This is a genomic window from Chryseolinea serpens, from assembly GCF_900129725.1.
In the GTDB taxonomy this organism is placed as follows: Bacteria; Bacteroidota; Bacteroidia; order Cytophagales; family Cyclobacteriaceae; genus Chryseolinea; species Chryseolinea serpens.
This window is the reverse complement of sequence record NZ_FQWQ01000004.1, coordinates 260529-287415: the sequence shown is the minus strand read 5'-3', so window position 1 is coordinate 287415 and position 26887 is coordinate 260529. Positions and strand designations below refer to the sequence as shown.

Genomic DNA, 26887 nt, shown 5'->3' with positions numbered 1-26887 from the left:
CTTGTTATAACTTTCTTAACCTATGAAAAGGTACGTCTATTTGTTTGCCTTGTGCTTAAGCTTATGCGCAACGGTTTCGCACGCCCAGGAGATCTGTGCCAACGGCCTGGATGATGACGGTGATGGTTTTATTGACTGCTTCGACAAAGATTGCGCCAACCAGGTGGTCTGCACCGGTGGTTATGTGGGCAATGACTTGCTTTGCGAAGCCAAACCGTCACAATTTCCCGCGTTTACATTGGCTCTCGAATCCGCCTCTCCTGACGGTACAGCCAACCACCTTGGACGCGCCGTTGTAGGCGATATCGACGGCGACGGTGTGCCGGAAATGATGACGGTGAACAAGTTTTCGAAAAAGATATTTATCCTCAATGGAAAGGCCACCGGTACGGTCAACACCATCAAGAAACAGTTAACGGTCAGTTTCACTCCGGCCTATGAAGACATCGCCATCGCCAACCTCAGTAACGGCAACGGCGGCTGCGGTGAGATCTTTATTCTCGGCACCGACTGGAGCCTTTACGCATTCGACTGTAACCTCAATCAACTTTGGGTGACTAAACTTCCGGGCGACCCCGGCACCATTGGAATAGCCGACTTTAACGCCGATGGCAAGGAAGAGATCTATGCCCGCAACGCCATCTTTAACGCCCAAACCGGTGCCACCATCGTCGCGCCCGGCGCAAGTTGGTCGAGCTTCAACGGTGGGCCTGTGGCCGTAGACGTGTTGAACGATGCCACCAAAGCCGCCCATAAGCCTACCGACGCCGTGAAAGACGATAACCTGGAGCTGGTGTGCGGTGGTGTGATCTACAGCGTCAACATCGCAGGGGGTACGATAAACCAGGAAATGAATATCGCCAACTATGGCAAAAAGGTTGACATCGACGCTACCAGTGTTGCCGACGTCAATGTCGACGGCTCGTTGGACGTGGTTGCTTCCGGAAAGGACACCAACAACGGAAACACCACCATCTTCTTTTGGGACCTGGTGACGAACAAGGTGAAGACCTACTCTGATCCCATGTCCGGCAACGTGACCATTCAGGCGTGTCCTCCGGCCACGTCCGACTATTACAAAAACGGTTGGCACCAGGGCACAGGCCGCGTGAACATTGCCGATCTTGACGGGGATGGAAAACCCAACCTCGCCTATGTTTCGGGAAAATACCTGTATGCGTTGAAAGATGATCCGGCCAATGCCACCAACCTGGTTCCGCTGTGGCCCAAGATCACCGTATTCGAAGAAACCTCGGGGAACACAGGGTGTACCCTCTTTGACTTTAATGGTGATGGAAAATCCGAAATCGTATACCGCGATGAAAAGTTTATCTATATCCTTGACGGTACCGACGGCTCTGTCTTTACGCAACAACCGTGCGTGTCACGTACCAATCGCGAATATCCTGTCGTGGCTGACGTCGATGCCGACGGTTCCACAGAATTGTGTGTAACCTGCCGCACGATCGACTTCGTTCAGAATGGTGCGATTATAGATCCTAACGATCCCAACTATTTGGTTGCAGACCGCGCCAACTTCTGCAATATCAACCAAGCCGAGTTCTCGCAAGTGCGCGTGTTCCGTTCCGGTGGCGAACCTTGGGTACCTGCACGTCGCGTATGGAATCAGCACGGCTATTTCAACGTGAACGTGAACGATAACCTCACGATCCCCAAGGTGCAGCAAAAACACCACCTCGCTTTTTCGGAGAATGTGTGTACCACCGGAAAGAACCGGCCGCTGAACAGCTTCCTCAACCAATCGCCTTTCCTCAACTCGCTGGGGTGTCCGAAATATGCTTCACCCGACTTGGCTTTTGTTGATAATTCCCTGACGGTGAATCAGCCCACTTGTCCTTCGCTGACGTTTACCGTATCGTTCAAGATCAAGAACAAAGGCGATAACGGTCTGAGCGGCGATGTGCCGATCTCTTTCTATGACAACGACCCGACCAAGGCCGGCGCCAACAAGTTAGGCACCACCAAGGTGACGTTGAACAACCTTAGCGTGGGCGCTGAACAAGCCCTGACGAACCTGAGCGTAAGCGGCCCCGGTTCCAATTTCACGCTATACATTGTTTTGAACGACGGTGGCACGACGGTGCCCACCCCCATAAAACTGCCCAACACCAACTTTATTGAGTGTGATTATGGGAACAACATCATCCAGGCGCCGATCACACCAAAGCCCGTAGCGCTTACGGCTCTCAAAGTACAAGACAACATTACGTGTTCCGGAGGCACCACACCAAACAACGGTGCAGCCCAGGCATACGTGATGACCGGTGCCGTGAAGAACACCACCGATTATAATTTCTATTGGTCTAAGGGTACCACAGCAAAGCCTATCGCCTCCGCTGATTTTACGGGAGCGAGTTACACCGGTATTCCGGGGGGCACCTACACCGTGTATGCCATTCACAAAACTGCCAAGTGTAGTTCCGATACGGTACAGGTTGTTGTGGGTGACATCCAAAGCCAATTCAGTATTCGCATCGACCTCATCAGCGGTCTGACCAATTGCAAGAGCAATCCAAACGGTCACCTCGACGCCGTGGTGTTGGATAGCAAGGGTAATGCTATCGACCCCAGCACCAACAAATACACTTTTGCCTGGTATCAAGGCACGGACGTGTTGACCGATCCGAAAATTGGAAACAGCCATAATATTGCCGGCCTGATCGCTATTACGTACTCGGTATTGGTGATCGAGAAAGCCACCGGATGTCAGCGGTTCGATTCGTATAACCTTCCCGACCAGAGTGTGAAGCCTGTGGTCGCGGCCACCAAGCAAGATGCGTTGTGTACGCTTTCCACCTCCGGAAAAGCCTCGGCGCTCGCCGATGGGGGTACGGCGGGGTATACATTCTCGTGGTACCTCGGCAGTGCGGTGAAGCCCTCGGCCGATTTCACGGGCGACACCTGGAATAACCTGGCACAAGGATCTTATACGGTAGTGGCTACGAAGAACTCCACCAAGTGCGCGTCGCTGCCTCAGACCGTGAGCATCATCCAGACCACGCCTCCGAGCATCAGTGCCAACGCTACAGCCGATCAAATCTCCTGCGACGTGACCGCACCTACCGGTGCAGCTTCCGTAACTCCCGTGGGTAACATTGCCGACTTTGATTATCAATGGTATACCGGCCAGAATACGGTGAACGCCATTGCCGGCGCAACACAGAACACGGTTGGCGGACTGTCTGGCAACACCTACTACACCATAAAAGTAGTAGACAAGAACACCCATTGCTCGGCCACCAAGGAAGTGCACATCACCGATGGTGTGGTGCCCGTATCGCTGTTGTCGATCGACCTGACCGCCAACTCGAAGTGCGTTCCCACGAATGGTGGCATCGAAGTGAAAACGGTTTCGCCCGACCTTCCTTCCGATTATGACTTCTTCTGGTATAACGGCTCGTCCGTAAAGGCCTCGTCCGACTACCTGACCAACAAGACCAACCTTCTTCCCGGCGTTCCTGACGGAACCTATACCGTGAGGGCGATTCACAAGGTCCGGAAATGTATGACGCCGGCCAAGACCATCACCGTGGCCAACGCCATCGTTCCTTTCGTGATCAGCCTGACCGACCAGAAGCAACCCACCGACTGTACGTCGCCGACAGGATACCTGGAAGCGGGTGTTGGCACAGCGAATACCAACGGCTATGACTTCGCGTGGTTTGCGGGCGGATCGCCCTCCGGCACGCCTCTGACGACGGATATTTTCAACACGCCAACGTCTTCTAAAAAGGATAACATCCAACAAGGCAACTACGCCGTGCAAGTGACCAATCGCGACAACGGCTGCAAGCAAGACGAACAGTTCATACTGGATTTTATCGACTCGCACAGGCTTAACTTCATTTCCCAAACCGATGTGACCAACTGCGACCCGGCCTACAACAATGGTGCGGCTGTTGTTGAGCTGACCAGGCTCGCGCCCACCCTGACAACCGCCGACTACGATGTATTCCTCTATGCAGGAAGTGTTGACCCCGGTAGCGGACCTGGCCTGGCCACCGTGCCCAATACAGGTCCCGGAAACGAGTATAACACAAACCCGACAACGATCCTCGCCCCTCAATCCTACACCTTCGTGGCCGTGGCCAACGCCGGTCCTGCTGCCGGTTGCCGCGCCGTGCGGACGGTGACCCTGAAACAGGTGACGGCCGATCCGGTGATTGACGACAATCTCTCGAACGCCAGCATGATCAACAACACGTTCTGCAAGACCAGCACCACCTTGACGGGTAATGGCGGCATCTCGGTCGTGGTCACGGGCAACCCTGCAGACTATGACTATCAATGGTCTACCGGTGCCACTACGCAAAACATCGCGAACGTTGTACCCGGTGACTATTCGGTTAAAGTGACTTACAACAATTCGGCTGCTGCCAATATCGGTTGCTTTACCAACCGGACCTTTACCGTCGGCAACAAGCCCATGGAGGTTGCTATCAACATGGCCAATGGCGACCTGACCACCACGGATGTGTTGCATTGTATTGTGAATTCAAACAATCAACCCAACCCGGAGGGGACGGTTACTTTCCAACGCCTTGAAGTGGACAACAGCCCGGTGACGTCGCCTTTTGCAGGCTATACGTTCAACTGGCACAAAGCCGATGGAACGGCTGTGCCCGATCTTGATGCCAGCGCTAACCCCGACGCGAACGGCTGGGACAACGCGAGCCTGGCTTCCGGCAGCTACTATGTCGTGGCCACCGACGGAGCCAGCAGTTGCGATGTGACGGCCAGCTTTGATATTCTCAATAAAGCCGTGAACACGGTGGACGTGACCCTGATTGCTTTCCAAAACGAAATCCACTGCGTAGGCCGCACCACGGGTTCACTGAAGGTATTGGCTTCAGGAACGAGCACCACAGGCTACACCTACAACTGGTTTGATGCTGGTGGCCCTGTTTCCAACACGGATGAAGTGACCGGCATCACGTCGGCTACGCTCAGCCCGATGGCCTATAATGTTGTGGCTACCAATAACAGCACGAATTGTGTGGCCAAGGATACGTACGTGGTACTGTCGGCGAAGAACCCGATCGATATCGATGCTTCTTCAACGCCGCTTGTAAACTGCGAGGTCATCGACCCGGTTGCGGACAATCCCAAAGCGCTGGCGGCTGTGACGTTTGGCGGCTATGATGATGCCAGCGGCCTTCCGCTTGCCATCAATCAGAATGACTTCACGTTCACCTGGACCGTCGATAACGTAGCGCTTCCTCCTCAAAAGGAAATTACGCTGACCGTTCTCGATCTGAACAAACCCATCTCGGTGGTGGCGACTTACAATCTCGACCCCACCATCGACCCCTCGACCGGACAACCGCTTTGTATCAGCTCCACCCTCGTGGTGCCGTTCAACGACGAGCGCGTATATCCTCCGGTTTCGGCTGAGGCATTAATGCCGGTAACGAATTGCGATCCGACGATTCCCAATGGCGTGGCCTCCGCGTCCGTGAATGGTGACTTCGTCAACTACGACTTCTATTGGTTCGAAGGCCTTCCTCCCGTGGCGCTGCCTGGTGGTTTCTATCAAGGCGTGCAAGTTGACGGCTTAAAAGCAAAGGTCGCTCCGGACAATACGGTCTACACGGTGTTGGCAAAAGACAGAGTGACCGGCTGTACAAACACGGCCACCATCGAGATCAATTACAGTCCTGTGGCGATCCCGATGCCGCAGATCGAGATCTTGTCGCAGGTGACCAGCTGTGTGAAGGGCGAGGAGAACGGTGCGCTGTCGGTTTCGGTAGACAAGAACATCAGTGACTATATCTTCGATTGGTACATCGGCCAGGCAGAGAAAGCATCACCCGATTTTGTGGGCGATGAGTACGACAGCCTTGCTGTAGGTATTTATTCGGCTACGGCTACGAGCCGCATCACAGGTTGTAAATCGCCGCTGGTGAGTGAAGAGATCATTTTCGTGCCTGTATATCCCGAATTTGATTTCAGCACGGTGGCCACGCATTGCACGGCTCCGGTAGACGGTCAACAACCCGTGCCCGACGGCAGCTTGTCGCTCTTCATTACCAATAGCGTGGAAATTGATAAGATCGACTGGTTCCATGGCACCGTAGTGCCTGACGACGACACCGCTCCTGGTTTCGTGACTGGACCGCTGGTCACGAACATCGACGCAGGTGACTATGCCGTTAGAGTGACTTCGCTACTGGGATGTAAAACCACCAAAACCGTGTCCGTAAAAACGGATATCCGTCCCTTCAATGGTGTGTCGCGAAACGGTGATGGCTCCAACGACATTTTCTACATCGGCTGTATCAACAACTTCGAGAACAACCTGGTGAAGATCTTCAACCGCGCCGGCACGCTGGTGTACGAAGCGGAAGGCTACGATAACTCAGAGATCTTCTTTGACGGCCAGTCCAACAAAGGCATTAGCCTGATGGGGACTAACCTTCCTGGAGGAACCTACTATTACATCATCGACAAACGCGACGGCTCGAAGCCTATGGCAGGATATTTAGAACTTATTAATTAACTTTTTTAAACTCATGAGCACCTCTCTCAAGAGAACTTTTTTAACTTTTATCATTGCGTTGTCCATGGTATCGTGGTCCTATGGACAACAGTACCCGGTATTCACGCAGTATTATTTCAACGAACTGGTGATCAACCCGGCCTATGCCGGCGCCCAGGTACAATTGAATCTTACGGCGATGTACCGCAACCAATGGATCAACTACCCCGGTGCCCCAAAGACCTATAGCATCAGCGGTCACACGGCGCTGATGAAAAACAAGGTGGGGGTCGGTCTGTTGGTGAACCATGACGAGATCGGCAGCTACAAGAACGAACACATCTATGCCAGCTATGCCTACAAGATCCATTTTCACGATGCCACGCTGTCGATGGGATTACAGGCCGGTATAAACCTCCTGGGCGCAAACTATGACAAACTCGACCTCCAGACCACGAATGACCCTTCGTTCTATAACATCCTGAACGTGGTGAAGCCTAACTTTGGCGCCGGACTCTACTACAGCAAGAAGAATTTTTTTGTTGGTTTTTCCGTGCCCTTCATCCTCAACAACAAGATCGCCAACTCCGTAGAGGGAATCCTGGGACAGATCAAAGAAGCGCGCTACTACTACATCCGAAGCGGCGTGGTGTTGCCACTCGATCGCTTCAACAAAGTAAAAATCAATCCGTCCATTCTCGTACGCGCACAAGAAAATCAGCCACTCAGCCTCGACATCAACAACGCCTTTATTTTCTATGATGTCTTCAGCGCGGGTGTTTCCTATCGCCTGGGTGACGCCCTCATCAGCTTTATCGATTTGAAGCTGAGTGAGAAGTTTCACTTCGGTTATTCTTACGACTGGACCCGTTCGGACCTGAACAATTTCTCCAATGGTACACACGAATTTATGATCACGTACCGGACGCGGATCCGGGGGGTGCATAAGAATCCGGAGTGTCCGCAGTATTATGAGTATCGGTAGTTAGGAGCCAGAATCCAGGAGCCAGGAGTCAGAAGCTTGTTCTCGGCATTCGAGTAGCCGGTATTCAGTAGCCAGAGTTTCTTTGTTCTCGGCATTCGAGTAGCCAGTATTCAGTAGTCAGAGTTTCTTTGTTCTCGGCATTCGAGTAGCCAGTATTCAGTAGCCAGAGTTTCTTTGTTCTCGGACTTCAGGAGCCAGAATCCAGAAGCTTGTATTAGCCAGTGGGCGAACGCCTATCGCCTTGTCAAACGTCTTCATCAACAGGATCTGTATCGGTGCACATCGCTTGGTTGGTGTTCCACCAAACACAACAAGCCCTGAGCCCTCTGTTTGGTCAGGGCGCTGGGCGTGCGGAATTTTCGTTGGTAGGGTTAATTTAAAACAGCTTCGCATCCATCACGATTTCCTTCGTGATGTGGTAGAACTCTTTGTGAATGTTGAAGGGCGTCTGGCCGTCCAGTTCTTTCTTCACGTAAGTTCCATCTTCCTGCATGACGTAGGCGTTGATGTTGTCCTTGAGGTTGAAGCGCAGGTTGTTGATGGCTTGTTTCTTGAGGATGTCTTCATCCAGTAAAAACAGCGATTCGATCCGGCGGTCAAAGCTGCGCACCATGGCGTCGGCGCTGCCGATGTAGACCTTGGGATTGTTGTCGTTGTGGAAATAGTAGATGCGGGAGTGCTCGAGGTATTCGCCCACGATCGAGACCACCTGGATATTTTCGCTGAGCCCTTTGCGGCCAGGACGAAGACAGCACATGCCACGCACGATCAGCTTGATCGGCACGCCCGCTTTGGAGGCTTCATACAGTTCGTCGATCAACTCTTTGTCCTGGAAGGAGTTCAGTTTTATGACGATCCCCGACTGAATACCGTTGCGCGCGTTCTCTGCCTCGCGCTTCACCAGGTTGCACAATTGAATGCGCATATCGCGGGGCGACGTGATGAGGTTGCGGTAGGTCGACGGCTGCGAGTGGCCGGTGATAACGTTGAAGAACTCCGACACGTCGTTGGCATATACCTCCTTGGTGGTGAGCAGGCCGATGTCTACATAAAAGCGCGACGTGGCTTCGTTGTAGTTGCCGCTGGAAAGATGGACGTAGCGATAGACTTTGTCCTCGCCTTCTTTGCGGACAATGAGCAGCAGCTTGGTGTGGGTTTTCAGGTTGCCTACGCCATAGATCACAAAGCAGCCCGCCTTTTGCAAGCGTTGGGCTTCACGCAAGTTGTTCTCCTCGTCGAAGCGGGCTTTCACTTCGAATAATACGGCCACGTGCTTGCCATTTTCGGCGGCACGCAACAGGGCCGATGTGATCCGCGAATCGCGGGCCACGCGATAGATCGTGATTTTGATAGAGAGCACATACGGATCGTCGGCGGCCTTCTCCAAAAGGTCCAACACTGGCTCCATGGAGTTGTAGGGGTGGTGCAACAGGATGTCGCGCTCTTTCAACACCTCGAACAGATCGCGCGAGCCATGCTCCGGAAAGTTCAAAGGCTTTATGGGATCCGGCGGATGGACGCGTTTGGCTTTGAATTCTTTGTGCCCAATGATCTGGAGCAATCCCGAGAACTCGACCATGCTTTCGTCAGGGGCATAGAAAATGTTATGCTCATCGAGGTCCCACTGGATCTTCAACATACGGATCATCCAAGGGTCGGCACCTGCCTCCACTTCCAGCCTCACGACACGGCCAGAGCGCCGGGTTTTCAATTTACGCTTTAGGTCCTCGAGGAAGTTGGACTCGATGTCTTCGCTTTCTTCCAGCGTGAAGTCGCCGTTTCGGTTGATGCGGAACAGGTTGGTGCTCACGATCTCCACGTTGCGGAAGAGGTGGTGAACATTGTTCCGGATGATCTCTTCGATGGGCACAAACTTGATGAGTCCAGGCTCTTCCAATTCGTAAAAACGTGGAAGGTTCTGGGGCACCTGCATGAACGATACCCGTTGCTGGGTCTGGTTCTCGTTGGGACTTTTGGTCACCACGCCAAACAACAGCCTGTTGTTCATCAGCAGCGGAAACGTGTGGTAGCTGTCGAAGACCATCGGCGTGAGCATGGGGAAGATGGTCTTGCTGAAATAGTCGTTCACCCGTTGCGTGTCTTCCACCGACAATTCGCGGTAGGGCGCAATCACAAAACCGTTTTGCGAGAAATACGGCTTCAGGTGCTCGACATAATATTCGTTCTGGTCTTTATAGAAGCGTTGGGTCTCCAACAACAACAGTCTGCGAAAAGGTTCTTCCCGCAGGCCGTTGTAGTCGAAGCGCTCTTTGCCATAATCAATGTAGTTGTAGAGGCTGCCCAGGCGAATGGTACAAAACTCATCGAGGTTCGAGGCCGTGATGGACAGGAATTTCAACCGGTCGAAAATGCTGCGGTCGGTGTGCATGGCCTGGTCAAGCACACGATAGTTGAACTTCAGCCAGCTCAGGTCGCGGCTGATGTAGTTGCTTTCCTCTATTTGCTGTACGATCCTTTCGGTCGTTGCGATCGAATCCTCCATAAAATCAATTCCGCTAAAAAGTGTTGCTTAAATATCAACGCGGGCGTACTTCGCATTTTTCTCGATGAACTCGCGGCGCGGTGCCACCTCGTCGCCCATCAGCATGGAGAACAAGTGGTCGGCTTCGGCAGCCGATTCAATGCTCACTTGCTTGAGCGACCGCTTGGAAGGATCCATGGTGGTGCTCCACAATTGTTCCGGGTTCATTTCACCGAGACCTTTGTAGCGTTGCACACCTACGGAATCTTCTTTGCCGCCGGCGGCCAGTTCCTTCACGATGGCTTCGCGTTCTTCCTCGGTCCAGCAATACCGCTCTTCGCGGCCTTTCTTGACGAGGTACAAGGGGGGTAATGCAATATACACGTAGCCGTTCTCGATCAGGTCTTTCATATACCGGAAGAAGAACGTCAGGATCAGTGTCCGGATGTGGCTGCCGTCCACGTCGGCATCGGTCATGATGATGATCTTGTGGTAGCGCAGCTTGTTCATGTTCAGGCCCTTTTCGTCTTCGGGGGTGCCGAAGGTGACGCCGAGGGCGGTGATCATGTTCTTGATTTCTTCGTTGTCGTAGATGCGGTGCTCTTGCGCCTTCTCCACGTTCAGGATCTTACCGCGCAGGGGCAGGATGGCCTGGAAGTTCCGGTTGCGGCCTTGCTTGGCCGAGCCACCGGCGGAGTCACCTTCCACGAGGTATAATTCGCAGATGCTGGGATCGGTGCTGGAACAGTCGGCCAGTTTGCCGGGGAGGCCCGTGCCGGACAAGACGTTCTTACGTTGCACCATTTCACGCGCTTTGCGTGCCGCATGACGCGCCTGTGCTGCGAGAATTACTTTGTTGACGATAAGTTTGGCTTCGCGGGGATGTTCTTCCAGGTAATACTGGAGCACCTCTCCCACTGCTGCGTCCACCGCGCCCATCACGTCGGAGTTACCGAGTTTGGTCTTGGTTTGGCCTTCGAACTGAGGTTCGGCCACTTTCACGGAGATCACAGACGTCAACCCCTCGCGGAAGTCGTCGCCGCTGATATCGAGCTTTACTTTCTCCAGCAAGCCCGACTTGTCGGCATAGGCCTTCAACGTGCGGGTAAGCGCACGGCGGAAGCCTGCCACGTGGGTGCCGCCCTCGTGCGTGTTGATGTTGTTCACATACGATACCAGGTTTTCGGTGTAGCTGGTGTTATAGCTCATGGCCACCTGGATGGGGATCTCGCCTTTATCGCTCTCGATATAGATGGGCTGTGCAATAAGCTTTTCGCGGGTGGAATCAATGTATTCCACAAACTCGCGCAGCCCCCCTTGGGAAAAGAACACTTCATGTTTCGCTTCGCCTTGTTCGTCTTTGTCGCGCAAGTCGGTCAGCGTGATGCGGATGCCCGGGTTGAGGAACGACAGCTCGCGCAAGCGGGTCGCAATGGTCTCGTAGTTGTATTCGGTGATGGGGAAGATCTGTTTATCGGGCAGGAAGCGCACGGTGGTGCCCTTGCGATCCGAATCACCCACTACCCGCACAGGGTATTTGGGGCCGCCACGCTCGTATTCCTGCTCAAACATCTTCCCGTCGCGGTATACCGTTACGTGCAGCATTTCTGACAATGCGTTCACGCAGGAAACACCCACGCCGTGCAAACCGCCGGAAACCTTATACGTATTCTTATCGAATTTACCACCGGCGTGAAGCACCGTCATGACCACTTCCAGGGCCGAACGCTTCTCTTTCTCGTGCATGTCGGTGGGAATGCCCCGGCCGTTGTCTATAACCTCAATGGAATTGTCTTCCAGAACGGACACCTTAATATCGTCGCAATAGCCGCCCAGGGCCTCATCGATCGAGTTGTCTACCACCTCCCAAACCAGGTGGTGTAGCCCTTTCACCCCCACATCTCCAATGTACATGGCGGGTCTTTTTCGAACCGCCTCCAAACCTTCTAAAACCTGAATATTATTGGCTGAGTAATCAGCGGGTACTTTGTCTTTTACTTCACTCATGATGTATTATTAGAACCTTCAAAAATAACGTTTTTACCCCAGATAACAATGCATTTTGCTCTCTGTAACATGAACAAAATCCACTTATATTTTGATCGTTCAGTCGGGGCTTTTCAAGCTTCGTTAACCAATTGGGCACGCGCCTTTTGGAGGTCTGCTTTTTCAGTGTCGGTCAAGGTCGGATAGTGAATGCTGAGGTCTTCGAAGTAGTCGTGGATGATCGTGGCAATGGCCAGTCGTGTATACCATTTGTCGTCGGCCGGAATGATGAACCAGGGTGCATATTTTTTGGACGTGGCGCCAATCGCTTCCTCGTAATAGCGCTGGTAGTCATCCCAATACCCCCGTTCGCGGATGTCGCCCATTTCAAACTTCCAGTTTTTGGAGGGATCGTCGATGCGCTCGAGGAAGCGTTTCTTTTGCTCCTTTTTGGAAAGATGCAGGAAGAACTTCAGGATCACCGTGCCGTTTTCGGCCAGCCCCTTTTCAAATGCTGTGATCTGCTCCAGGCGATCTTCCCAAAACGACTTCTTGATCTTGTCTACGCTGTCGATGCCGGGAATATTTTCGTTCAGGATGTATTCCGGGTGCACCCGCGTGACCAGCACGTTCTCATAATGTGAGCGGTTATGAATGGCAATCTCGCCGCGGGGGGGCAAGGCCAGGTTGTGGCGCCATAAATAGTTATGGTCCAGTTCCGTTTTCGTTGGCGTCTTAAAACTGTGCACCTGAACGCCCAGCGGATTGAAGCCCGACATGATGTGCTTCACCGCGCTGTCTTTGCCCGCAGCGTCCATGGCCTGCAGGATGATGAGCACACTGTATTGATTCTGGGCATATAATTTATCCTGCACCTCCGCCAGTTGTTTGCGGCTGTCTTCCAACAGGACAGCGGCACGCTCCTTGTTCAGTTCGTTGCCGTCATAGCCGGTAGGATAATTTTTAAGATTCACCTCGTTACCGGATTTTACTTTAAATTGTTTGATGTCCATGACGTAAGGTAACAAGGAATATCCCACCCTCCCAAACCTCCCTGAAACCTTCACCCCCATCGCCTTGTGCATTGGCCAATGTTCATTAACTTACGTGATCTGCCCGTACTAACTTTTTTTGGAGCCATGATGGATCGGATTGCCAGGTTGAAGCTCGTTGCACCGGGACAACGCACAGGCGTATGGACGCTGTTGTTGCTGCTCTGTTTTCCGTTTGTAACCCTCGCACAAAAACTGCGCTTTGACAACTACTCCCTTCCCCAAGGGCTCTCGCAAAGCACGGTAGTGAGCCTGCTGCAGGACCGCCAGGGATTTTTGTGGATCGGCACCGAAGACGGGCTCAACCGCTTTGATGGCTACACGTTCCGGATTTTCCGCAAAGACCCCCAGGACACACTCCACAGCATCGGCGGCAATTTTGTGTGGACCATCGTAGAAGCACCCGACGGACGCCTGTGGATCGGCCACGAAGGCGGCATCTCTTGCTACAATCCCACCCTCGATACCTTCGAGGCTTACCGGGTTGGCGATGGCTCGGCAACGGTGCGCACACTGGTGCTGGAACCCGATGGCAAAGGGCTATGGCTTGGGACTTCCGGCCAAGGAATCTTTCATTTCGATATGGCCACGCATGTGCTCACCCCCTACATCAACGGCACAAAACAAAACCTGGGGAACAACAACATCCTGCACATCATTCGGCATGGAGACGGTCTGCTGGTGGGTACGCGCGGTGGGGGCCTGTTCCTTTTTTCTGCGGATAAAAAATTCCGACGCCCGTCGTTCGCCCAAAAAGATTCCATGTTGCTCACGGCCAACGACGTTTGGAGAATTGTGCCCCGGAAAGATCACTATTGGCTGGGTACGCAGAAAGGCCTCGTGGAACTGGACGCCAACCTGAACCTGGTCCGCTACGTTCCCTTGGCGCGCGACGAACAGCCCACGCAGCGCGTGTCGTCGCTGCTGTTTGAGTCGGATGAGTCGGTTTGGGTTGCTTGTTATGGTGGAGGGCTTGTTCATTTCAATCCCCTGACGGGCAGTTATTCATTTTCCAATCACGCCGCCGTCAATGCTTCATCACTGGCCAACGACCTGGTGTTCTCCCTGCTACTGGATCGCTCCCAAAATCTCTGGGTGGGCACGTGGGTCGGGGGCATGAGCAAACTGCGCAAAGGCCACGACAACTTTGTCAACTATTCCAACGACGACATTGGCACGCCCTCCAATTTCATCACCGCCATCACCAGCCTTCCCTGCGGGGACCATGAAACGCTTTTTATTGGAGCCTATGGCGCGGGCATTCGCACCGCCACCCTGGACGACATCGGCAACCTGTCGTTCAAAAAGTATGATCCCTTCCCTCCCGCGCTAAGCAAATCGGTGGATCTCATCAATAGTTTCTACCAGGGCTCCACACGGTTGTGGATCGGCACCGACCACGATGGCCTGGTGGGCATTCCCCTGCGCGCAGCAGGGTGTCTGGAAAAAACAAACGACATTGTTCACTACGACTCCAAAGGCGACGCCCATACGCTTTCGAATGGCACGGTCAAGGCCGCCGTGGAAGATAAGAACGGCGACCTGTGGGTGGTCACGGTGGGTGGCGGCGCGAACAAGATCATCACCCGTGAAAAATTTGGTCAGCCTGGGTCGGTCATTCATTACCTGAACGATGAAAAAGACCCCGCTTCGCTCAGCCATAACCGCGTCAATACCATTTTCAAAGACCGCGATCAAAATCTGTGGCTGGCCACGGCCAACGGCCTCAACCTGGTGGAAGGCAACGGCTTCAAAAGATTTCTGCAGGGCAAGGTCATCACGCTCTTTCAAAGCCGCAACGGTAGACTGTACGCCGGCACAGAGCATGGCCTGTACGTGAACGAGGCGACCAACGGACCTTTTGTTTTCCGGGAAGAGAAACTCCTGGCCGCGCAGCTGATCAACGCTATCGGTGAAGACGCGCAAGGACGCTTGTGGATCACGACCAACCAAGGTCTATTCCGTTTTGATCCGACGGCGCAAGCCATCATTCAATTTCGCTCCAGCGACGGCCTGCAGAGCGACGAATACAATTTCAACGCCTCCACACCAACCCGCACCGGGCACCTGGCCTTTGGCGGCGTGAACGGACTGACGCTGCTCGACCCGCAACGCATCACCCTAAACCCGACCAAGCCCGCGGTCGTGATCACCTCCCTGAAACTCGATAACAAAGAAGTGCGCGTCGGTCCCGTGAAAAAAGACACGCTCACGTTGGCGAAGAGCCTGGGCGAAACCACCGCGTTGTCATTTCACTACGACCAAAACTACCTCACCTTCGAATTTGCCGCGCTCGATTTTACGAATCCCTCCAAAAATGTTTATGCCTATATGCTGGAAGGGCTGGACAACCAATGGATCACTACCGGTGCCACCAACCGGTCGGCTACCTACACCAACCTGGATCCGGGCACCTACACCCTGCGTGTGAAAGCTGCCAACAACGATGGCGTGTGGGACGAGACCGGCAAAGCGCTCACCCTCATCATTCACCCGCCCTGGTGGGAAACGTGGTATGCCTACACCTTCTATGTGCTGGTGGCTGCCTTGGTGCTGTGGCTGGCACGCAATTTTGTGATCCAGCGCGAACGTTGGAAGACCGAGCTGCAATTGGGCCATATCGAGGTACAGAAATTAAAAGAGCTGGACGACTTCAAGTCAAAATTCTTTGCCAACATCTCACACGAATTCCGCACGCCCCTCTCGCTCATCCTGGGGCCAACGGAAAGACTATTGTCCGAATCCGACGGTGCACCCACGCAAGACCTGGTGACCATTCGCAACAATGGAAAGTCGCTGCTCAACCTCGTGAACCAGATGCTGGATTTGTCACGCATCGAAGCCGGCAACCTGCCCCTGCAAGTAAGCGAGGTGGACCTGGCCTATTACCTGAAAATATTCGCGGAAGCGTTTCACTCCATGGCGCAACAACAGCACCTGGACCTGACCGTCAACATCCCTTCCGAACCCATTCGCGGCTATGCCGATGTGTCGTTCCTGGAAAAAATGGTGAACAACCTGCTGTCCAATGCCATCAAATACACTGCGCAGGGTGGAAAAATTATGGTGACCGTGACGTCAAAGGGCGGCTATATCGTTTTGTCGGTGACCGATACCGGCAAGGGCATCGCACCGGACCAACTCACCCGGATCTTCGAGCGCTTCTACCGCGTGCATGAAACCTCGTCGGTGGAGGGCACCGGTCTGGGGCTGGCGTTGACGCGGGAGCTGGTGAAAACGCATAAGGGCGAGATCACGGTGGAAAGCACACCCGGGAAGGGCTCGACGTTTACCATTCTATTGCCCGTGACCAAAGCGTTCTATTCGCCCGCCGAGATCACGACGGCTCCGGGTGAAACGGAATCCATGCAGAAAGAACACCACGAAATGCCGTCACCGGCCGGCAATGGCTCCGACCCAAACCAACTCCATCCGTTGCTGCTCATCATCGAAGACAACCTGGAACTACGCGCCTTCATCCGGTCGGCTTTCACAGACCGCTTTCGCATCCTGGATGCCGCGGATGGCGAGGCCGGCGTGAAGACGGCGATGAGCGAGATCCCCGACCTCATCATCAGCGACTGGATGATGCCCGGCATGGATGGCCTCGAGGTGTGCCGGGTCCTGAAAACTTCGGAACTGACCAACCACATCCCCATCATCCTGTTGACGGCCAAAGCCGGCAGCGACTCGCGGCTTCAAGGCCTGGAGACCGGTGCCGACGAATACCTCACCAAACCCTTCGACCTCAAGGAACTCACGATCCGCGCCAACAACCTCATCGAGCAACGGCGACTGCTACGCCAAAAATACAGCCAAAACGGACGGTCACTCTACAAGACCGTGAAGGCCACGTCGGCCGACGAGAAGTTCCTGGAACGGCTACGCACCACCGTGGAGCAGCATTTGCAGAATTCCAGGTTTGGGGTGGAGGACTTGTCGCGGGAGATGGGCCTGAGTCGTGTGCAGCTCTACCGAAAGATCACCGCCCTCACAAATCAATCGGCCAACGAGTTCCTGCGCACCTATCGCCTGGAGCGCGCGGCCGACCTGCTGCGGCAAGGTGTGGGAAATATCTCGGAGGTCGCCTTCCAGGTGGGGTTCGAAAATCCATCCTATTTCACCAAAACCTTCCGCGAACATTTTGGAAAACTGCCATCCGAGATCACCAAAGGATAAAATTCATCCCCGATTCCCGTTGGAGTGAAACATTATAGTCATTCATTGAAACATCCTTTATACCCCATCGGGTGTGAATGATGCGATCTTAGCAGGGTAAATGAGCGGCTTAATCTTGTCTATTGTCTATCTCATTTACATAGTTGGCTGAAAAGGCCCCCTCTATCCCTTCTGCCCACCTGAGCATGGGCGGAAGGGTATTTTTGAGGGCCTTAAAAAATTGAGTCATTCTTGTTTTAGGTTAGAAAGAACCCCGGGCGTTTGGGCCGGGGTTTCTTTTTTTATGCTGGGTCAAAATTGATGGGACCGGAGCAACACCAACGTGCAGGCCTGCAAGGCTTCCACACCCTCCGCCTCGGCCCGTAGCTCGAATTCTTCGTTCTCGGTGCCGGGATTAAAAATGATGCGCTTGGGCTTCAGACTCAGGATATAGTCGTACCACTCCGGCTGGTGACGCGGGCCGATGTAGAGCGTCACGGTGTCCACGCCTTCCACTTTTGGCTTTGCCCTGAGATCGAGGATGGGTTTGTTGAACAGCTCGCCTGTTTTGATGCCTATGGGGACGATCTCGTGGTCATATTCTGTCAGCATGCCGGCGGCGAGATAGGCATATCGTCCCTGGTTTGGGGTGGCGCCGATGATAACGGTTTTCTTGCTCATGATTTTCCTGAAGAGTTTTACGTTCGCTTCACCTTTCTAACAACGGCCTCGGCACATCGTTCCCCATCCATGGCCGCCGACACAATGCCACCGGCATAGCCTGCTCCTTCACCGCAGGGAAAAAGACCCTGCAACTGCGGATGTTCCAACGTTTCTTTGTCGCGGGGAATCTTTACCGGCGACGATGTCCGGCTCTCCACTCCCACCACCTGGGCGTCGTTGGTGAGATAACCCTTCATTTTACCACCAAAGTTCCGGAACCCCTCTTGCAGCGCTTTAAAAATAAAAGAAGGCAAAACTTCGCGCATGTCGGCCGGCGTGAGGCCCGGTTGATATGACGTTTCCAGTAACGATGCCGATATTTTTCCCTCCACAAAATCCACCAGCCGTTGTGCCGGCGCCTGTTGCGTGTTCCCTCCCACAGCGCATGCGCGGCGTTCTACGGAAGCTTGAAAATACATACCGGCCAACGGTCCGTGTTGCTGGAATTCACGAAAGTCGCTCTCCTCCACCGCCACCACGATGCCCGAGTTGGCAAATTTCGAGTCACGCCGCGAAGGACTCATGCCATTCACCACCACCTCTCCAGGCGCCGTCGCGGCCGGAACGATGAAACCCCCGGGGCACATGCAGAACGAGAACACACCGCGTTCGCGCCCCCCCACGGCTGCCTGGTGCACCAGGGCATAGGACGACGCCGGCAAATAGGGTCCGCGATCATCGACACAATGGTATTGAACGCGATCGATCAGATCCTGCTGATGCTCCACCCGCACTCCCAGGGCAAACGGCTTTGCTTCGACGAGAATATTTTTGCGATGAAGCAACTCAAAGATATCGCGTGCGGAATGACCCGTGGCCAGAATGACGGCCGCACCTTTCAGCGTATCGCCGGCTTGCGTGATCACACCGCGAAGGGTGCCGGCCTCGATGATCAAGTCAGTCACCCGCGTATTGAACAACACTTCGCCACCCGCCTCGCGAATGCTGTCGCGCAAAGCCGCTACCAACACCGGCAATTTGTTGGTGCCAATGTGGGGATGGGCATCATATAAAATTTCTTCCTTCGCGCCGTGCGCCACCAGGATCTCCAGTATCCTCCTAACGTCTCCCCGCTTCTTCGAGCGCGTATACAACTTGCCATCCGAGTAGGTTCCCGCACCACCTTCACCAAAACAATAGTTCGACTCCGGATTGACGGTTTGTTCCTTATTGATCGCCGCCAAATCGCGCCGACGGGCCTGCACATCTTTTCCGCGTTCCAACACCACGGGGCGCATACCCAGCTCAATGAGCCGCAAGGCAGCAAACAATCCCGCAGGACCGCTTCCCACGACAACGACGGTGTCTTTGCCGCGTACGTCCGGCAAATCTTTTACGTAGGACACCGGTGACTTAAATTCTGTGGGGGAAACAATATCGCATTGAAAGCGGACGACGACCTGTCGCGACCGGGCGTCGATGGAGCGCTTTGTGGGAATTACGAGTACGCTGCCGTCATTTTTTAAACCCAGCTTCTGGTAGAGGATACCGGGGAAGATATTTTCATCAAAGGCCTCTTCGGGGCGTAGGGAGAGTTCGACTGTTTTCATGGGGAAGGTATTTATCCTTCATTGATTTAGATGCAAAGATAGTAGAGGGAATTTAAAATTCAGAAATGCATTTTGGACCGCCTCGCTTTCGCTAAAGCTTCATCGCCTGTGTTGGTGTTCTTCACCAACACATTTCAGCTGGGGTCAAGCTCCGTGGGGACGAAAATCCGGATTCACAGAATCTGATGCGTTTCCTTGATCGTATCCATAACGAACACGCTCTTCGTTTGTCCGATCCCTTTGATCTCGCTGAGGGCGTTCACATAGAAGGTGTGATAGCTGGCCATGCTTTCGGCTACGATCTTGAGCTGGAAGTCGAACTCGCCTGAGACATTGTAGCATTCGATCACCTCTTTGAATTTCAAAATGGAATCGATAAAGATCTTTCCCGCTTTGCGCGTATGTTCCCGGAGGGATACATAGCAAATGACCTTGATGCCCTTGTTCACCAGGTGACTGTCTACCAACGTAACATACTGACGGATGACACCCTGGCTTTCCATGCGCTTGATCCGTTCGTGCACGGGCGTGGGGCTTAAATGCACGCGGGCGGCGATCTCGCGCACCGTGAGTTTGGCGTTGGTTTGGAGAAGGCGCAAGATCTCATAGTCTTTTTTGTCCAGGCGCACGGTTTCCGCTTGTTCTTTTGAAAGGTCTGTTGGCATGGGAAATAGCGTATTTGTTCTATAAAATAACAAATATTAAGTCACTTGTTCCAATTTTTATCGTTTACTATTATTTCATTTTAAAGCCTATTAATCTTGTCGGAACAAAATCGTTCTGAATACCATGTTCCTGCGAAAAACGCTCATCCTTACTTTGGCCTCCACGGCTGTATTTTTCGAAGCCCTGGATATTGCCATCGTCAACCTGGCCGCCCCGATCATCCAGCAAGCACTCGGGCTTTCGGTGCAAAGCGCGCAATGGCTGCAAACACTCTACCTCATCCCCTACGGAGGATTTCTGATCCTGGGGGGAAAACTAGCAGACAGCTACGGACGAAAACGCATGTTTCTTTGGGGCGCGGCGATTTTCCTGCTCACTTCACTGGGCGCCGGATGCGCAACAACCTTCACGACACTCATCGCTTTCCGAATGCTCCAAGGTATTGGTGCCGCATTCATCATGCCCTCGGCGCTGTCGATCATTTCATTTACGTTCCGCGAACCTTCGGAGCGTGGTCGAGCCATGGGCATCTTCAGTGCTTTTGCCGCCATCGGCTCGGGCTTTGGAATGTCTGTCGGAGGCATGGTCGCCACGTGGGCCGGTTGGCAGTGGGTGTTCTTTATTAATGTGCCGGTGATCGCTTCCACGCTGTGGCTGGCCTACCGCTTCATCGAGCCCGATTCTAAAGATGAGAGACAGCGCACTCCCGATATTCTCTCCGCATCGTTGCTCACGGGCGCGATCCTGCTGCTCTCCTACCTCATCCATGCTTTACCCACATTCATCGCCCATCCCATGTGGTTGGCTGGGGTAGTGATGTTGCTGGCGGCGGCTTCGTATGGATTTATCCGGCGTTCGGTCGCTTCTCAAAATCCCTTGCTTCAATTTGATATTTTGCTGAACCGCAGCACGGCATTGGCCGTGGGAGTGTTTGCATTGTTGGGGGCCTTCTTTAACAGTTATCTTTTTATCATTTCGCTGGTGTTACAAAACACGCTGCATTACAGTGCCGCGCATGCCGGCATGCTGCTCTTCCCCTTTGGGATCCTGTCGATGGTGGTGTCGAAATATGTGCTGGGTGTGTTATTAAACAAGCTAAGCCTTCAACACATCGGCATCCTGGGCATGATGAGCATGGTGGTGGGCGCGATGGCAATGTTCATTTTCTTCCGGTGGAACGGTGCGTTTCCCTTCTTGCTGCTGGCCATGCTTTGTATCTCGGGCATCGGCATGGCCATCTGCATCCCCAGCCTGATGGTGATGACGGTGCAAGAGGTTGCTGAAGAAAATCATGGCGTGGCCTCAAGCCTGGGGACTACGGCTTACTTTTTGGGCGGTGGTGTGGGATTGTCGCTGCTGGGATTGGTTGGCCCATCGGAGACCGGCACCATGCCCGTGAATTTTATCTTAATCACGGTGTGGGGAGCGTATGCACTCGCGGGTCTGATATGGATGCTCGTCAGGCTTAGTGCGCGGACAGTAGCCGTGTGAAAATGCATTAAACCGCAAAGGCGCAAAGGACGCAAAGAAATTCTTTGCGTTACCTTTGCGCCCTTTGTGTCTTTCTCTGCTCGCCGAAGCTTTAGCGACGGTGACGCGATTTAAAATGACGCAGCCGCGACGTCTCTAATCAATACCCACCGTTCTGCGGATACTTACTATCCGACGATGAAGGATCAACCGACCCATCGATCTGCGGCTGCGGAATGGGACGCAGCGTATGGAAGCTTTGTATGCCGGACCCGGCCTGGGCATTAAATGCTTTCACGCGATCCAACAGTTTCCCCGTGCGCGTCAAATCAAACCAGCGCATCTGCTCACCGCAGAGCTCACGTGCCCGTTCATCCAAAATGTAGTCGATGCCGCCAGCCGTGAGGTCGGCTTCCGTGTTGGCCGTCATGGCCGTGATGGCGCCGGCATTGGCTGCTGCGCGTGTACGCACGACGTTGATGAGGTTGGCCGCATCCGTGACCTGCCCCAATTTAAATGCGGCTTCCGCGGCAATGAGATAGGTCTCCGCGAAGCGGTACACCATGAATGGCCGCACCGACGCGATGTTCGGGTCGTTGTTGGCCCGGCCCTGGGTGGCGTCGAACTTCTTTAGCGTCGGAAAGAATTTATTCTGTCCATTCACTTCGGTGGGAAGAAAAACGCGGTAGCCTTTTTTATCCTTTAGTGGCGTGACCTGTGCTTCCAGGTGCTTCGGCACCATCCACGCGGCGGTGTCGCCCAGGTTGAACTTGGGCTTGTTCAGCTTGTCGGCCGAAACGTTGCCGGCATCTACATCGGCTTGGGTCCACACAGGAATGCTGGCCGCGGTGTTGGCAAGCCATACCGTCTGGAAAGATTTGTTGTAGCGCGAGTCGTTCACTTTGTCGGCAAACGCATTGTCCAATAACCAGGGCGTGGGCTTGTAGCGCACAAAGGGGCGGCCATTGGTGACGTCGCGGATCATGCCGGGCAGGTCGATGTAGCGGCAGCGGAACAAGAAGAGGCTCACGTTCTGGCGTACGCCATCGTCGCCAGTGACGCCAAAGGCATTGTTATTGTTGTATTGGGTGTTGTCGATCCAGTCGACTTGAAACAACGCCTCCTTGCTGTATTCGTTGCCCTGGCGATGAACGTCGGCATAGTCGGGCAAAAGATCCACGCCGTAGGTACTCTTGTTGTCGATCAATTGCTTTGCGGCATTGTAGGCATTCTGAAAATCGCTGGCTTGCGCGGCCGACGACCATCCGCGGGTGAGGTATGCTTTGGCCAGTAAATGCAAGGCGCTGGCTTTCCACACTCTGCCTTGCGCCGCCGGCCGGTCCGGTAAATTCTGTGCGGCTTCGCTGGCGTCTTTGATGATGGCATCATATACATCTGCGATCGGCGCGCGGCTGGCGACGTTGGATGGGCTCACATTAAACTTCAACGGGCCCGAGCCAAGATCGAGGGTGACAGCACCATAGGTCTGCACCAAAATAAAATACCACTGCGCGCGCAGGAATTTTGCTTCCGCCAGCAGCGTAGTTTTCTGTGCATCACTTAGTGCCGTGGATTTCTCACCGTATTCGATCACGCCGTTACATGTGTTGATCGCCGGATAAGCACGGTTCCAGGGCCCGGCCACATCGCCGTTGCTGGAGTTGATCCCCGTGTAGATGTTGAGGGGCGGATTGTTGAGTTCCGATCCATGGGTGAATTCATCCGTTCCAAACACGGAGAGGTTCATGCCGCCTTGCGTGGCATAATAAAACCGGAAGTAGGAATACGCGGCCGTTAACCCGGATGTCACGCCCTGCGGCGTCTGAAAATAGTCGGGCGTGAGGCGGTCTTTCGGATGTTCCTCCAGCACGTGCGTGCACGACGAAAAGAGCATCACCATCGCGGTGAAGCCTGTGATGTATAGTTTGACAGTTGATTTCATAGAATAAAATTTTACAGGACTTAATATTTTATGCTGAGGCCTACGATGAGCGAACGCGTGAGCGGCGTGTTGGGCTGCACCGTGAGGCGCTGACCCCAGCCGGGTTGTGCGGCAGATCCGCGGCCGGTGGCTTCCGGATCAAGTCCACCTGCATCCACATAGGGCGAGAAGAACGCTTTGAACGGGTTGTTCGCCGCCACATAAATTCTCACCGACGTTAGACCGGTGCGGCCCAGCCAACCTTCGGGAATTTTATAACCGAGGTTGATGCTGCGGATCTTCATGAATGTGGCATCAAAATAGCCGAGCGTGGATCCATATTTATTGTCGTTACCAAGGCTGGCTGGTTTGGGATACTCGTTGGTTGGATTGTCGGGCGTCCAGTAGTCCACCTTGGGACCGTTTCTTCTTCCTTCCAATGTGTTGATGGGAAAACTGGGATTGGATTGATACAGCGTGCTCACCAGCGAACCGCCCACACGGGCAAAGAGCACAATGGAAAGGTCGAACCCTTTATAGCTGAACCGGTTCGTCATGCCGCCCTGCCACTTCGGTTGGAGCGTGCCAATGATGGTGCGGTCGGCCGGATCGGCCACCCCGCTGCCATTCAGATCGGCCACTTTGATATAGCCGGCTTTCGATCCATCGAACGCTGTGGCGGCTGCGGCTTCTTCCGTTTGCCAGATGCCGATCTTTTTATAATCATAGATCACGTCCACCGGATGGCCCACAAACCAACCGTTGTTGATGTCTTGCGTAGCACCATCGGCGAGGTAGGTGATCTCTTCGCGGTTCAAAAAGTAGTTGAGATCCGTCGTCCAGGTGAATCCTCCGGTGGTCTTGCCCTCGATGTTCACCGTGCTCAAGGTCAGCTCCAGACCTTTGTTCTCGGTCTTGCCGATGTTTTGCGCATACGCGCCGGGTATGCCGGCGGTGACGGGCAGCGTTCTGTTCTGCAGAATGTCGGAAGTTTTTTGCTGATACAGTTCGATGGAACCGGTGACGCGGTTACGTAGCAAACCAAAGTCAAGACCGATGTTGGCGGTGGTGGTAAACTCCCAGCTCAGACCGGGATTCGGCACGTTTTGTACGAGCAATCCATACATGCCGGTCGTTCCAAAGTTGTAAGGCACCCGCGTCAGTTGCCCCAGAGAGGAATAGGGCGCGATGGCCTGGTTGGAGGTCTTGCCATAGCCCAGCCGTAGTTTCAGGTTGGAGATGGCACTCACATTTTCCAGGAACGTTTCGTTGTGGATGTTCCAGGCCAGCGCTGCCGCGGGATAATAGAACCATTTGTTGCCTTCTGCTAACCGCGACGAGCCGTCGGCCCGTGCCGTGAGCGTGAGCAGGTAGCGGTCGTTGTAGTTGTAGTTCACGCGCCCCATGTAGGAGAGCAATCCCCATCGCGAGTAGGTACCCACGGCGCTCGAGAAGGTGTTGGCCAGCGAAGGGTTGTAGTACTGCACGGGGTCGGCCAGCACGTCGGTCATGTTGAAGGTGCTGCTGGTGTTTTCCAGTTCCTGCACACTGAAAAGCCCGGTGAAGTTGAGTTTGTGTTTTTCGGCGAAGGTCTTATCATACGTCAGCAAATTCTCCAGGGTGTAACTCCAGTTGGTTTCGTCTTTGACCTGGGCGGTGTTCACCGAGCCGTTTTGAAAAGGTGTGTTGGAGCCACGATAGTCGCCGAAGGTGTCGCTGTAATAGTCGAGACCAACATTCAAACGGTATTTCAATCCTTCCGCCAGCTTCACTTCGCCGTAGAGACTGTTAAACGTGCGGAGGCGTTTGCGTTGTTGCTTCCACAGGTCGCTGTTGTAGATCAATAAGGGGTTGCGCGTGGTGTTGTCGATGGAGCCCGTGGCGGGAAGTTCGTTGATGGAACCATCGTCGTTGTGGGCGCGATACAGCGGGCTGAGGGTGATGACCTGGAACATCGGGTTTGCGTTTTCACCGTCGGTGATGTTCACCGAGTTCAGCGTATTCAACCCGATCTTGACACGCTCGCCTACTTTCTGATCCAGCGTGGCCCGCAGCGAATAGCGTGTGAAAGCTTGACCAGGCAGCACGGTGGTCTCTTTGAAATAGCCGGCGTTGATGCCGTATTGCGTGTTCTCCACCCCACCGGAAAGACCGATGTTGTGATTGGTGATGTACCCTTTCTTATAGACTTCATCCTGCCAATCGGTTTGCTTCCCGGCCGCGTAGGATGCCTGCTCGTCGGCGGTGAATCCTTTCAACGGGTCTGCCGGTGTTGCACCGTTATAACCGGAAGCTGTGCGGAAAGCAGCGTACTCCTGGCCATCGTACAGATCATATTTTGCGATCGCCGAGCTCACACCGTAGTAACCATCATAGGTGATGGTTGGCTTACCGACCTTACCGCGTTTGGTAGAGATGAGGACCACACCATTCGAACCGCGCGAGCCGTAGATAGCGGTGGCGGAGGCATCCTTGAGGATGTCGATGGCGGCGATCTCATCGGGGTTGATGTCGTTGATGGAGCCGCTGAACGGGATGCCATCCACCACGATCAACGGGTCGTTGTTACCGGCATCGGCTGCGCCGAGCGAGCGATTGCCGCGGATGCGGATTTGCATGGGGGCCCCGGGCCGCGACGAGGTACGGTCTAACGTGACGCCTGCTGCCCGTCCCTGCAAGGCCAGCGAGATGTTGGAGGTCGGCACTTCGCGCAGGGTTTGTTCATCCACGCGCACCAACGCCCCGGTGACATCGCTTTTCTTGGCAGTGCCGTAGCCGACGACGACGATCTCACTCAGCGATTGCAGGTTGGGATTCATTTTGAGATCGATGGTCGTACGATCGCCAACGGTTTCTTCCTGTGTGTCATACCCGATGAAGGAGAATACCAGTACGGCGCTGGTTTCGGATGCGGGGATGCTCAGCACATAATTTCCATCCGAATCCGACGTAGTGCCGGTGGTGGAGTTCTTGAGCAGGATGTTGACGCCGGGCATGCCTTGGCCCTCGGCGTCGGTGATCTTTCCTTTCACCGTGCTCTGCGCAAAGGCCGGTGCGCACAACAGCAGGATGAGTGGTAGCAGCAGTCGCGTCGGGCGCCAGGCACGGTCATAAAAAATGAGTAGACTTTTTTGTTTCATAGATATAGGGTTTAGCGAGTGTTCGAAATCGATTGCATTGTTTGGGCACAAAAAGGCCTCCTTCCCGGTTTCTCACGATGACGGTAGCAACTAATTCGGCAGCGAAAAGGACAATGAGATGACTAAGGTCAGCGAAAGGTTCAAATTATGCAACCGATTGCAAATATATTTTTATATATAGTCTTTATTACGTCAAAATTGCTCATTATTGTAATGCAACCGATTATATTAAAATGATGCTTTTTCGTGGCTTTG

The 26887-nt window shown here is 53.9% G+C and carries 12 protein-coding genes; 4 read left to right on the top strand and 8 right to left on the bottom strand.

All coding sequences use genetic code 11. The features are described from left to right. Nucleotides 1-22 precede the first annotated feature (22 nt). A complete protein-coding gene (locus BUB30_RS25710) occupies nt 23-6520 on the top strand; it encodes a T9SS type B sorting domain-containing protein (protein WP_073140220.1) in 6498 nt (2165 codons plus the stop codon). A gap of 13 nt (nt 6521-6533) precedes the next feature. Beyond that, nucleotides 6534-7484: a PorP/SprF family type IX secretion system membrane protein gene (locus BUB30_RS25705; RefSeq protein ID WP_073140217.1), complete on the top strand. Its 951-nt coding sequence runs from the start codon at nt 6534-6536 to the stop codon at nt 7482-7484. 376 nt (nt 7485-7860) lie between these two features. Here the strand turns inward: BUB30_RS25705 and ppk1 are convergent, their stop codons facing one another. The 3 genes from ppk1 to BUB30_RS25690 form a co-directional block, all read right to left on the bottom strand. Further along, nucleotides 7861-9987, bottom strand: coding sequence for a polyphosphate kinase 1 (gene ppk1 / locus BUB30_RS25700; protein WP_073140214.1), 2127 nt, complete (start codon nt 9985-9987; stop codon nt 7861-7863). 27 nt (nt 9988-10014) lie between these two features. Further along, the gene (gyrB, locus tag BUB30_RS25695; protein ID WP_073140211.1) at nt 10015-11973 is read right to left on the bottom strand and encodes a DNA topoisomerase (ATP-hydrolyzing) subunit B; all 1959 of its coding nucleotides are present in this window, start codon (nt 11971-11973) and stop codon (nt 10015-10017) included. A 113-nt stretch (nt 11974-12086) separates the two neighbouring features. Continuing rightward, nucleotides 12087-12965 (bottom strand): polyphosphate kinase 2 family protein, encoded by an 879-nt coding sequence (locus BUB30_RS25690; RefSeq protein ID WP_073140208.1) that lies wholly within the window; start codon nt 12963-12965, stop codon nt 12087-12089. A 126-nt stretch (nt 12966-13091) separates the two neighbouring features. On the opposite strand from BUB30_RS25690, the gene BUB30_RS25685 reads away from it, so the two are divergent. Beyond that, nucleotides 13092-17183 carry a hybrid sensor histidine kinase/response regulator transcription factor gene (locus BUB30_RS25685; RefSeq protein ID WP_073140205.1) on the top strand — a complete coding sequence of 1364 codons (4092 nt, stop codon included), beginning with the start codon at nt 13092-13094 and terminating at the stop codon, nt 17181-17183. 291 nt (nt 17184-17474) lie between these two features. Here BUB30_RS25685 and BUB30_RS25680 read toward each other — a convergent pair whose 3' ends face one another. The 3 genes from BUB30_RS25680 to BUB30_RS25670 form a co-directional block, all read right to left on the bottom strand. Next, nucleotides 17475-17843: a CoA-binding protein gene (locus BUB30_RS25680; RefSeq protein ID WP_073140202.1), complete on the bottom strand. Its 369-nt coding sequence runs from the start codon at nt 17841-17843 to the stop codon at nt 17475-17477. A 17-nt stretch (nt 17844-17860) separates the two neighbouring features. Continuing rightward, a complete protein-coding gene (locus tag BUB30_RS25675; protein ID WP_073140199.1) occupies nt 17861-19435 on the bottom strand; it encodes an NAD(P)/FAD-dependent oxidoreductase in 1575 nt (524 codons plus the stop codon). 173 nt (nt 19436-19608) lie between these two features. Further along, on the bottom strand, nt 19609-20100 hold the full coding sequence (locus BUB30_RS25670; protein ID WP_073140196.1) for an Lrp/AsnC family transcriptional regulator: 492 nt from the start codon (nt 20098-20100) through the stop codon (nt 19609-19611). A 124-nt stretch (nt 20101-20224) separates the two neighbouring features. Between BUB30_RS25670 and BUB30_RS25665 the strand changes: the two genes are divergently transcribed. Next, on the top strand, nt 20225-21592 hold the full coding sequence (locus tag BUB30_RS25665; RefSeq protein ID WP_073140193.1) for an MFS transporter: 1368 nt from the start codon (nt 20225-20227) through the stop codon (nt 21590-21592). 139 nt (nt 21593-21731) lie between these two features. On the opposite strand, the gene BUB30_RS25660 is transcribed toward BUB30_RS25665, so the two are convergent. Together BUB30_RS25660 and BUB30_RS25655 are read right to left on the bottom strand one after the other, a co-directional pair. Beyond that, nucleotides 21732-23513 (bottom strand): RagB/SusD family nutrient uptake outer membrane protein, encoded by a 1782-nt coding sequence (locus BUB30_RS25660; RefSeq protein WP_073140190.1) that lies wholly within the window; start codon nt 23511-23513, stop codon nt 21732-21734. 20 nt (nt 23514-23533) lie between these two features. Continuing rightward, entirely contained in the window at nt 23534-26632 is a 3099-nt protein-coding gene (locus BUB30_RS25655; RefSeq protein WP_073140187.1) for a SusC/RagA family TonB-linked outer membrane protein, read from the bottom strand. Between the last annotated feature and the right edge of the window lie 255 nt (nt 26633-26887).

Excerpts from the sequence above, each read along its gene's own strand:
- BUB30_RS25690 (WP_073140208.1), bottom strand. The coding sequence starts at position 12,965 with ATGGACATCAAACAATTTAAAGTAAAATCCGGTAACGAGGTGAATCTT.
- BUB30_RS25680 (WP_073140202.1), bottom strand. The coding sequence starts at position 17,843 with ATGAGCAAGAAAACCGTTATCATCGGCGCCACCCCAAACCAGGGACGA.
- gyrB (WP_073140211.1), bottom strand. The coding sequence starts at position 11,973 with ATGAGTGAAGTAAAAGACAAAGTACCCGCTGATTACTCAGCCAATAAT.
- BUB30_RS25665 (WP_073140193.1), top strand. The coding sequence starts at position 20,225 with ATGTTCCTGCGAAAAACGCTCATCCTTACTTTGGCCTCCACGGCTGTA.
- ppk1 (WP_073140214.1), bottom strand. The coding sequence starts at position 9,987 with ATGGAGGATTCGATCGCAACGACCGAAAGGATCGTACAGCAAATAGAG.
- BUB30_RS25675 (WP_073140199.1), bottom strand. The coding sequence starts at position 19,435 with ATGAAAACAGTCGAACTCTCCCTACGCCCCGAAGAGGCCTTTGATGAA.
- BUB30_RS25705 (WP_073140217.1), top strand. The coding sequence starts at position 6,534 with ATGAGCACCTCTCTCAAGAGAACTTTTTTAACTTTTATCATTGCGTTG.
- BUB30_RS25710 (WP_073140220.1), top strand. The coding sequence starts at position 23 with ATGAAAAGGTACGTCTATTTGTTTGCCTTGTGCTTAAGCTTATGCGCA.
- BUB30_RS25655 (WP_073140187.1), bottom strand. The coding sequence starts at position 26,632 with ATGAAACAAAAAAGTCTACTCATTTTTTATGACCGTGCCTGGCGCCCG.
- BUB30_RS25670 (WP_073140196.1), bottom strand. The coding sequence starts at position 20,100 with ATGCCAACAGACCTTTCAAAAGAACAAGCGGAAACCGTGCGCCTGGAC.
- BUB30_RS25685 (WP_073140205.1), top strand. The coding sequence starts at position 13,092 with ATGATGGATCGGATTGCCAGGTTGAAGCTCGTTGCACCGGGACAACGC.
- BUB30_RS25660 (WP_073140190.1), bottom strand. The coding sequence starts at position 23,513 with ATGAAATCAACTGTCAAACTATACATCACAGGCTTCACCGCGATGGTG.